The sequence below is a fragment of the Pseudoalteromonas sp. SR45-5 genome (genome assembly GCF_014163565.1).
In the GTDB taxonomy this organism is placed as follows: domain Bacteria; phylum Pseudomonadota; class Gammaproteobacteria; order Enterobacterales; family Alteromonadaceae; genus Pseudoalteromonas; species Pseudoalteromonas distincta.
On record NZ_JACJDN010000315.1, the window covers coordinates 1 to 4613 of the forward strand.

At 38.2% G+C, this 4613-nt stretch carries 1 protein-coding gene and 1 pseudogene; both read left to right on the forward strand.

Annotation, left to right across the window (positions count from 1 at the left end):
- Positions 1–1565, forward strand: a pseudogene (locus H5072_RS12300) (protein PelA); the annotation flags it as partial.
- 305 nt (positions 1566–1870) lie between these two features.
- Positions 1871–4579 carry an endo alpha-1,4 polygalactosaminidase gene (locus H5072_RS12305; RefSeq protein ID WP_182693680.1) on the forward strand — a complete coding sequence of 903 codons (2709 nt, stop codon included), beginning with the start codon at positions 1871–1873 and terminating at the stop codon, positions 4577–4579.
- Positions 4580–4613: the final 34 nt, after the last annotated feature.

The following is a 4613-nucleotide window of genomic DNA, read 5'->3' on the forward strand; positions in this document are numbered from 1 at the left end:
GGCTAAAAGGTGAAACTACAAAAGCACCTGTAATTATCAGACCAAATTCCCTTAAGTTAACCTCGGACGCCACAGCGTTAATTAGCATTAGTTCAGCAAATGGTAAAATCCTAGCGCAAGGAAGTAAGACTAAACTGGGTGGCATAATAGTAGCCCCTTGGCTAATTGATAATTTACCACTGGAAGGCAGTAAATGGGTGATCGACCCTAAGAAATTGTTAAAGAAAGTACTAAATTTACCCACAATATTAGCTCCTGATACAACGACTCTAAGCGGAAGGCGTATGTTAACTTTGCATATAGATGGCGATGGATTTAGTAGCATTGCGCACTTCAAAGGTAAGCCATACAACTCAGAAGTAATTCGCGATGAGGTAATAAAAAGGTACAAATTGCCATTAACCTCCTCCATAATACAAGCAGACATAGAGCCTAACGGCTTACATTCAAAACAAAGTAAAGAACTTGAGCAAGTTGCAAGAGATATATTTGAACTACCTTATGTAGAGGTTGCATCGCACACATATAGCCACCCTTACTTTTGGAAAGTGCTATCAGGAATACAAAACATAGATGAAGATAATACGAAATACGGACTTAATTTAAATATTCCTGGGTATCTCTCTGTCGATTTAGAAAAAGAAATTTCAGGGTCAATTCAATATATTAATGAACGACTGACGCCAAAGAATAAAAAAACAGTATTAATTCTATGGTCAGGCGATGCGGTTCCAGGACCAAAGGCTTTAGCCATAGCAAGAAAAGCTGGCGTGCTCAACGTGAATGGTGGTAATACTTCAGTAAAAGCTGATAACCCAACTCTTACAAATGTATCGCCAATTGGACGACCTGAAGGTGACTTGTTATACCAAATTTATGCACCCATTATTAACGAGAACGTATACACCAACTTGTGGCATGGGCCTTATTATGGTTTTAAGCGCCTAATCGAAACATTTGAAATTACAGAAAAACCATACAGATTAAAACCCTATAGTATTTACTTTCATTTTTATTCTGGTGAACTACCTGCTGGACTTGATGCCCTGAAATATAATATAGACTACGTACTTGCAAGACCGAATACGCCAGTACATTTAAGCCAGTATGCAAAAATAGCTAAAGACTTTTATTTTTCAGCTCTTGCTAAAAACAGCAATAACGAATGGGTTTTTAGCTCTCAAAGTATTCGAACATTACGTATTCCCAATGATTTTGATGTTCCTAATGTAGCTCAAAGTTCAGGAATATCCGGCGTCACTCAAAAGGGTAATTACATTCATATAACTGATGATTTAGCAAAGCTTAGCTTTGATCACAGCCAAGAAAACAATGTACCGTATTTAGCTTCAGCTAATGTCTCCATGGATAATTGGCAAGTGAATGGAGCTGTCAGTTTTAAAGCCTGGGTGCCTGCTAAAATTGATTTAGTTAATGGCCGTTCTTGTGAGTTTGTTTCTAATGATGGAAAGCGCTTTAAAGGTAAATCAAATGCTGATATCACACAGTTTAGTCTGCCAAAAGGTCAATTCTACGGTTACTTAAAATGTAAAAGAGCTGCTTGATGGTGAGTAATAAAAAACTAAGCTCTTATTGTAAGTAACATATTGATACATTCTTTTATCGTTTTTCTAAGTATAGGTTTGTAGGTTGCTCTTAATAACTCGAGTGGCAAACCAATGGGTTTTATTGTGGTGAGTTAATCAAACCAGCATGTTATTATACCCCTTGAGTATATGGTTGAATTAACATGTAGAAATTAATCTTCCATTAACATATAATAACCCTATATTACTAATACCAAATAGCTAGATAAATTGGAACGCATTACTTTGAGCCACAGTTATAAATTAATTGAAATGAATTACTAATGAAATATTTTTTATACCTAGTGCTTTTAATTTCTAGTCAAGTATTTGCAAAGCCTGTGAATAATAGTATTGCATTTTACTACTCAGCGCCGATGCCATTAGCCGAAATGACCTTTTATTCTCGCGTTGTAGTCCAGCCTGATCTTGTGACTGAGCACGAACTTAATTGGTTTAAACAGCGTAATATTGCTGTCTATGCTTATTTAAGTATTGGTGAGTCGTTTATTGAAAGTAAGTCTTCACTCGCAGTTAACCCTAACTGGAATAGCCATATTGCCGATTTAGCATCAGCACATTGGCAACAACATATTAAAAGTAGCGCTGCGGCATTAAAAGCACGCGGCTTTAGCGGCTTATTTTTAGATACCCTAGATAGCTATCAGCTATTAGATGCTACACACAGTAAACCCGATCAACAAGCTGGGTTAGTCACCATAATAAGCTCACTATCTGAGACTTTTGATAAGCACCTTATCCTCAATCGGGGATTTGAGTTATTGCCTAAACTCGCTAATTTAGCAAGTGACTTAGTTGCTGAGGGTTTGTATAGCCACTTCAATCCAACCGACAATAGCTATAAAGTGACCAACAAAAACGACCAAGATTGGCTAAGCGCACAATTAAAAACAGCACAAAGTTTAGGCCTCAACGTCCAAGTTATTGATTATGCAAAGCCCGGTAATCGCCTTACTATGGCACAAAATATTATAGACGCAGGTTTCAATCCGTGGGTGACCGACGGTCACTTGCAAACGTGGGGCACATCATCAATTACGCCGATCCCTAGGCGCATTTTAATCCCTTATAACAGTAACGTAAAACCACTCATATACACTACCGTACACTTAAAGCTTGCGACCATGATTGAGTATTTGGGGTACATACCTGATTACATAGATATGGCAAAACGCGACTTACCTTTGGTTGACCCTAGCTTACATGCCGGTATTATTTCGTGGACCTCAAGCGACGCATTTTACACCCCAACACTTACCAATTGGCTTGAAGCTAATTTAGGTGTTGTGCCAGAACTTATTTTAGGCGAGTTACCACAGTCTACTAAATTACTATTTAACATGGGTATTGAGTCGTTAAACACACTACCTGAAGGTCCATATAAACAAGATAGCTTTGCACCTTGGCTCAAAGGAGAATCCACAACACCTCCCCCTATCGTTAAACCATATTTACTAAAATTAGCAACTAATGCGACTCCTTTAATTACAATAAAATCAGCTGATAACACGATAATTGTACAAGCGGCTAAAACTAAATATGGTGCAGTCGTGGTTGCTCCTTGGCTAATTGATACATTTCCGATGGAAGGCAGCAAATGGGTTATTGATCCACGTACACTACTAACTCAGGCTATGGAACTACAACCTATATTAGTGCCAGATACAACCACCGAAAGCGGCAGGCGAATGCTTACGCTGCATATAGATGGAGATGGATTTACAAGTGTTGCCCACTATGCGGGTAGGCCTTATTCAGCAGAAGTAATTCGAGATGAAATAATTAAACACTACAAACTACCGTTAACGTCCTCAGTGATCCAAGCTGACATTGAAGAAGGCGGTATTCACTCTAAACAAAGTGCCAAACTCGAAGACATTGCGCGTAGTATTTTTAAGCTGCCTTACGTAGAAGTTGCTTCACACACCTATAGCCACCCCTATTTTTGGACTGCTCTATCTGGGCGAAAAAAAATAGATGAAGACGACACTGATTACGGTTTTCATCTAGATGTACCTGGCTACAACACCATCAGCCTTAAAAAAGAAATTACAGATTCGATAAAATATATTGATGAAAAACTCACACCTAAAAATAAAAAAACAGTGATGATGTTATGGTCAGGCGATGCAACTCCTGGTCCTAAAGCGCTTGAACTGGCTCGTGATGCTGGTGTGCTAAACGTAAATGGCGGCAACACTGATGTAAATTCCGACAACCCTAGCCTTACACATATATCACCTATTGGCCGCCCTGAAAGAGATTTGCTGTATCAAATTTATGCCCCCATATTAAATGAAAATGTTTACACTAACCTATGGCATGGCCCTTATTATGGCTTTAGACGCTTAACTGAAACTTTCGAAATTACAGAAAAGCCATATAGGTTAAAACCTTACACTATTTATTATCACTTTTATTCAGGTGAAGTTCTTGCGGGACTAGACGCTCTTAAACACAACATAGATTATGTTTTAGCAAGACCAAATACACCTGTGCATTTAAGCCATTATGCAAAAGTAGCAAAGGATTTTTACTTTTCTGCACTTGCAAAAAACAGTAATAATGAATGGTTATTTAGCTCAAAGTACATTCATACTTTGCGAATACCTACCGATTTTGATGTGCCAAACATAGCTCAAAGTGAAGGTGTATCTGGTGTAACTGAAAAAGGTGACTACATACATATTATAAATAACATAGCTCGCCTTAGCTTTGATCATAGCCAAAATAGTAAAAAACCTTATTTAGCATCTGCAAATGTGGTTGTTAATAGCTGGCAAGTTAACGGGCCTGTTAGCTTTAAAGCGTGGGTACCTGCTTCGCTTGATTTAATGAATGCACGCTCTTGTGAGTTTGTATCTGGTTTGGGTGAGCACTTTAAAGGTATTAACCGAGGTAAATTAACACATTTCAAAATACCTGCAGGTGATTTTTATGGTTACCTTAACTGCGACGGAGCCGCACTATAATGAATACTACAAAGCGCCCTCAGTTAATTTCAGT

Excerpts from the sequence above, each read along its gene's own strand:
- H5072_RS12305 (WP_182693680.1), top strand. The coding sequence starts at position 1,871 with ATGAAATATTTTTTATACCTAGTGCTTTTAATTTCTAGTCAAGTATTT.